Origin of the sequence: Intrasporangium chromatireducens Q5-1, from assembly GCF_000576575.1 — a bacterium.
GTDB classification, from domain to species: Bacteria; Actinomycetota; Actinomycetes; order Actinomycetales; family Dermatophilaceae; genus Intrasporangium_A; species Intrasporangium_A chromatireducens.
Window position 1 is genome coordinate 1 of sequence record NZ_AWQS01000243.1, and the last position, 5,524, is coordinate 5,524.

The 5,524-nt window shown below is 72.6% G+C and carries 4 protein-coding genes; 3 read left to right on the forward strand and 1 reads right to left on the reverse strand.

The window, feature by feature from the left end; genetic code table 11:
• Positions 1-115: 115 nt before the first annotated feature.
• Positions 116-547, reverse strand: coding sequence for a division/cell wall cluster transcriptional repressor MraZ (gene mraZ / locus N864_RS18655; RefSeq protein WP_034720672.1), 432 nt, complete (start codon positions 545-547; stop codon positions 116-118).
• Between the two features lie 384 nt (positions 548-931).
• Between mraZ and N864_RS18660 the strand changes: the two genes are divergently transcribed.
• From N864_RS18660 to N864_RS18670, 3 genes are read left to right on the forward strand one after another with little or no spacing between them, the layout of a single operon-like run.
• Entirely contained in the window at positions 932-1,915 is a 984-nt protein-coding gene (locus N864_RS18660; RefSeq protein WP_034720675.1) for an AAA family ATPase, read from the forward strand.
• Between the two features lie 13 nt (positions 1,916-1,928).
• Complete coding sequence (locus tag N864_RS18665; protein WP_034720679.1) at positions 1,929-3,176, forward strand: DUF58 domain-containing protein; 1,248 nt, start codon at positions 1,929-1,931, stop codon at positions 3,174-3,176.
• The gene (locus N864_RS18670) at positions 3,173-5,488 is read left to right on the forward strand and encodes a transglutaminase TgpA family protein (protein WP_034720683.1); all 2,316 of its coding nucleotides are present in this window, start codon (positions 3,173-3,175) and stop codon (positions 5,486-5,488) included. The genes N864_RS18665 and N864_RS18670 overlap by 4 nt, the downstream gene beginning before the upstream one ends.
• Positions 5,489-5,524: the final 36 nt, after the last annotated feature.

The window sequence follows — 5,524 nt, forward strand, 5'->3', positions numbered from 1 at the left end:
GGAGGTCGGAGTTCGGGCCTGGGAGCTGGTCCCCATCCGCTGCGTCGCCCGGGGCGGGGGAAGTCGTCCCGGGAGCGAAGCGGCTGGAGGCCGGCGCGCAGGCGCGCACGGAAGGTCAGAACAGGCCGGGGATCACCTCCTCGGCCGTGTCGGCATAGCTCTGCTCGGTCGCGGCGAGGTAGTCGTTCCAGACCGCGGTGTCCCAGACCTCGAGGCGGGACCCGGCGCCGATGACGGTGACCTCGCGGTCGAGCCCCGCGTACTGGCGCAGGGCCGCCGGGATCGTGAACCGCCCCTGCTTGTCGGGGATCTCGTCCGACGCACCGGAGAGGAAGACGCGCATGTAGTCACGGGCCGCCCTGGAGGTCGTCGGCGCCTGCCGCATCTGCTCGGCCACCGCGACGAACTCGTCCATCGGAAAGATGTAGAGGCTGCGCTCCTGGCCCCGGGTCACGACGAGCCCGGCGGCGAGCCGCTCGCGGTACTTCGCGGGGAGGAAGAGGCGCCCCTTCTCGTCGAGGCGGGGAGTGTGCGTCCCGAGAAACATGGTCGGCCACCTCCCCTTCTTCGACCCTGGGCGATCCACCGCGTTCCTTGTTGCACCACCATACTCCACTTTGCTCCACATCCGACGGAAAATCGAGATTCCCTGCTCCGCGGCCGCGGCGTTTGCGCAGGTCAGCCTCGGTGGTGCGAAGTGGAGGTCCACGTTGCCTCGCCCGCCCCAGCGGGCGGAGCTGGCCCCCACGCAGCGAACCCAGCGGCATACCTGCCTCGTTGGGAGAGACGACAGCGGGCGCTGCGGGCAGCCGCGGGGTGGAGGAAAGTGGAGCGAACCCTTTTGGCGGGAGCGGCCGATGAGGGAAGATCGCGTGACGACACACGCGCCGGCCGCAGGCTGGCGCGTCCGACAGGGGGAACCGGAGGAAGAGTGACGACGGAAACGACGGGTCGCGACACGGACACGGCGCTCGGGCTCATCCACGATGTGGCAGCTCGCCTCGTCACCGCCATGAGCGGCGTCATCGAGGGCAAGGACGAGGTCGTCCGGACGACCATCACCGTCCTCTTCGCGGGGGGCCACCTGCTCATCGAGGACGTGCCCGGCGTCGGCAAGACGATGCTCGCCAAGACACTCGCTCGCTCGATCGACGCCACGGTGCGCCGCATCCAGTTCACGCCCGACCTGCTCCCGAGCGACGTCACCGGTGTCAGCGTCTTCAACCAGGATGCGCGGACCTTCGAGTTCCGGCCCGGAGCGATCTTCGCCAACGTCGTGGTCGGCGACGAGATCAACCGCGCCTCCCCCAAGACCCAGTCCGCGCTGCTCGAGTCGATGGAGGAGCGACAGGTCACCGCCGACGGGACGACCTATCGGCTGCAGGAGCCGTTCATCGTCATGGCGACCCAGAACCCCATCGAGATGGAGGGCACCTATCCGCTGCCCGAGGCGCAGCGCGACCGCTTCATGGCGCGGATCTCGATGGGCTACCCCTCGCCCCGCGCCGAGCTCGACCTGCTCGAGACGCACGGGGCCCGGTCACCGCTCGAGTCGCTGACCCCGGTCACCGACGCCGCGACGATCGTCTCCGTCGTCGAGGCCGTGACCCGGGTCCACGCCTCCCCCGCCATCCGTCAGTACATCGTCGACCTCGTCGGCCGCTCCCGGGCCTCGACCGCCCTGCGGCTGGGCGCGTCGCCGCGGGCTGCGCTGCACCTGCTCCGCGCGTCCCGGGCGCACGCGGCCCTCGAGGGGCGCGACCACGTCATCCCGGATGACGTGCAGTCCCTCGCGGTCGCGGTGCTCTCCCATCGGCTGATGCCCTCGAGCGAGACCCAGCTGGCCCGACGCACGACGAGCGAGGTCGTCACCGACCTCGTCCGGCAGACGCCGGTTCCCCCGGCTGCGCGATGAGGGCAGGGCACCGATGGGATCGCTGCGCAGCCTCCTGACGACCCGGGGCAAGGCGCTCGTCGGGGCTGGGGTCGTGCTCACCCTCGCCGGCATCGCCTTCGGGTTCGTCGACCTCATCCGCTTCGGCGTGCTCGCCATCGCGCTGCCGTTCGCCGCGGCCCTGGTCGTGCGCACCCGACGCACCCGGATGCGGATCGAGCGGCACATCGCCCCCGACCGCGTCACCGTGGGGCAGACCGCCCACGTGACGATGACACTGCAGAACGTCTCGGCCCAGACCACCCCGCTCTTCCTCGCCGAGGAGCGGCTCGACTACGTGCTCGGTGACCGGCCCCGCTTCGTGGTCGGCCGCATCTCGCCGCGGCAGAGCCGGACGGTGGAGTATGCCGTCCGCTCGCACCTGCGCGGCCACCACCCGCTCGGCCCCCTCGGCGCGCAGGTGACCGACCCGTTCGGCCTGGCCAACCGCAGCGCCGTCCTGGAGGGGACGACCGACCTCGTCGTGCTCCCCGCCGTCCACCCGCTCTCCGCCAGCCGGCAGCCCAGCTCCGGGGTGGGCTCGGAGGGCGAGCAGGCCCACCTGCTCGCGCTCCACGGCGAGGACGACGCCACCGTCCGCGAGTACCGGGACGGGGACGACCTGCGACGGATCCACTGGCCGTCCACCGCCCGCACGGGCGAGCTCATGGTCCGCCAGGAGGACCGGCCGGCGCAGCGCCGCGCGGTCCTGCTGCTCGACCCGCGGCCGTCCGCGCACGGCGGCAGCGGAGCGGCCGGCTCCTTCGAGTGGGCCGTCACGGCACTCGCCTCGGTCGCGGCGCACCTGACCGCAGGCGGGTATGCCGTGCATCTCGTCTGCGTCGAGACGGTCGACACGACCCGGGCCGGCGACCCCATGACGATCGACGAGATCCTCGACACGCTCGCGGTGACCCAGCCGCGCGAGGACACGGGCGAGGACGACGTCCTGCGGGCGGCACAGGCGCTCACCGAGGGCGGCGGCTTCATCGTGGCGGTCATCGGCCCGTCGGACCCGGAGGTGACGGCCCGCGTCGCGAGCCTGCGCCAGGTCGGCACCACCGGCCTGGCCCTCGTCCTCGACGCCACCACCTTCGGCGACGCACCGGGGGCCGACGACGTCGGGTCGCACGTCGACCTGCTGCGGCTCGCCGGGTGGCGGGCGGTGGCGGTGGGCCGGGGCGACGAGATCGGCCGGACGTGGGACCTGCTCACGAGCGTCACGGTCGGAGCCGGATCGTGACCCGGCGGCGCTGGCGCATCACGATCCTCGGGGCACTCGCGACCCTGGCCGCCGCCTATCCGGTCAGCTCGCTCTTCTCCTCGAACGAGTGGCTCTCGCAGACCGCGGTCTTCGTCGCGCTCACCGCCGCGGTCGGGCTCGTCATGCGCGGCCTGACGCGGTCCCGCGTCGTGGTCGTGGCGGTCCAGGTCCTCGTCGTCGGCTACGTCATCGTGTGGCGGTTCGGGCAGGACACCCTGTCGTGGCTGCTGCCCACCCGCGAGACGTGGGACGGGCTGGGCTTCCTCGTCACCGAGGCTTACGAGACCATCCAGCGCTACACCGCCCCGGCGCCGCTCACCGCCGGGGTGACGTTCTGTCTCGTCGTGATCGGCGCCGCCCTCGCGATCGCCGTCGACGCGATGGCAGCGACGTGGCGGGCACCCGCCGCTGCGGGGCTGCCGCTCCTGACGGCCTACCTCATCACCGCCGCGAACGGGTCGGAGGCGCTGGAGCCGCGCTACTTCGTGCCACCGGTCATCCTCTGGCTGGCCATGCTGCACACGACGGCCCGCGGTCGGTTCACCGGCTGGAGCACCACGAGCTCGGTCGCCGAGGACGACACGGGGTTCGACGGTGTGGCCGGGGTGGAGTCACACAGCCGGCAGGCGGAGCGCTCGTTCTCGAGCGGCGCCGTGCGGCTCGGCCTCATCGGACTCGTCCTTGCCCTCGTCGTACCGCTCCTCGTGCCGCACTTCCCGCCCCGCTACCTCGCCGAGGGGTTGGGCCGCAGTGGCGGCACCGGCGGCACCGGCACCGTCGGCTTCAGCAACACCCTCGACCTGACGCGGAGCCTGACGAGCACCGACCAGACCCCGGTGCTGCGCTACACCACGAAAGGTCCCCACCCGCCACTCCGGGTCCTCGCCACCTCGTTCTACAGCTCGAACGGTGAGTGGGTCGGGGACGCCGACGAGGGCACCGGGCCGGGGGCGACGCCCTCGCCCTCGGGCGGCAAGGACTACACGATGACGGTGCGCGACAACACGCTGCGCGCCCCGCACATCGCCGCTCCCTACCCGGTCGTCGCCGTCTCGATGGACGGCACCCCGTGGCGGCAGGACCCCACGACCGGGGACATCCGGGTCGGGCGGGCGGTCTCGAGCTACCGCGTCACCTACGCCGACGTCGCCCCCTTGCCGAGCCAGCTCGACGAGGCAGGCCCGCCCGGAGGGCCGGAGGTGCACCCGGAGGACCTCGCCATCCCGGAGGCCGCCCGCCAGACGGTCGTCTCCTGGTCCGACGAGGTCACCCGCGGCAAGCAGACAGAGCTGCAGAAGGCGATCGCGATCCAGGACCACCTCCGCGACACGACGATCTACACCTACAGCCTCCAGCTGCCGGAACGGCGGCGCGACAAGCAGGGCCGCTTCCTCGACCCGATCACGAACTTCCGGGACACCAAGGTCGGCTACTGCGTCCAGTTCGCGACCGCCATGGTCATGCTCGCCCGCGCCCAGGGCATCCCGGCACGCATGGCGATCGGTTTCCTGCCCGGCGAGCAGCAGGGCGACGAGTACGTGGTGCGGGCCTCCGACGCGCACGCCTGGCCCGAGCTGTACTTCTCCGGCTACGGCTGGCTCCGGTTCGAGCCCACCCCGGGCTCACGGTCCGGCGCCCCGCCGACCTACACCGTCCAGGGAGATGCGGCGGGCCCGACGAGGGCGGGTCAGCAGGCACCCGAGCCGGGGGCGACGAGCGCCGCACCGAGCCGCACCGGACGCCCGGGTCTCGACCAGCCGAACGTCGTCGCACCCCAACCGACGTTCTGGGACGAGGTGACCGGTTTCGTCACCCTCCGCGGCGTCCTGACCGCCGTCGGGCTGCTCGTCGCCCTCCTGGCCGTGTTCGCCATGCCGCTCACCGCGGCCCTGGCGCGGCGGCGGCGACGGCGACGGGCCGCGAACCAGCGGGACCTCGTCGAGGCGGACTGGGACGAGCTCACCTCGCACCTGCGCGACCTCGGCATCGACCCACCAGAGGGCGGCACCCTGCGCACCTGGCGCGATCACGTCATCCGCGACGGGCACCTCGACGACACGAACGCCACGGCGGTGCGGCGGGTCACGGCGACCCTCGAGAAGGCCCGCTACGACCGGCCGGAGCGTACGACACCGGAGCAGACGCAGGCCCTGCACGAGGACATCCGGAGCATCCGCCGGCACGTCGGCCGGACCCGCGCCATGTCGACGCGGGTGCGCGCGTTCCTGTGGCCCGAGGCGGGGGTGTCGGTCTGGCGGCGCCTCAGCGACCGCTTCACCGGCCGCGACTGACCAAGCACCCGAGCACCCCACCCGTCGAGTGAGCGC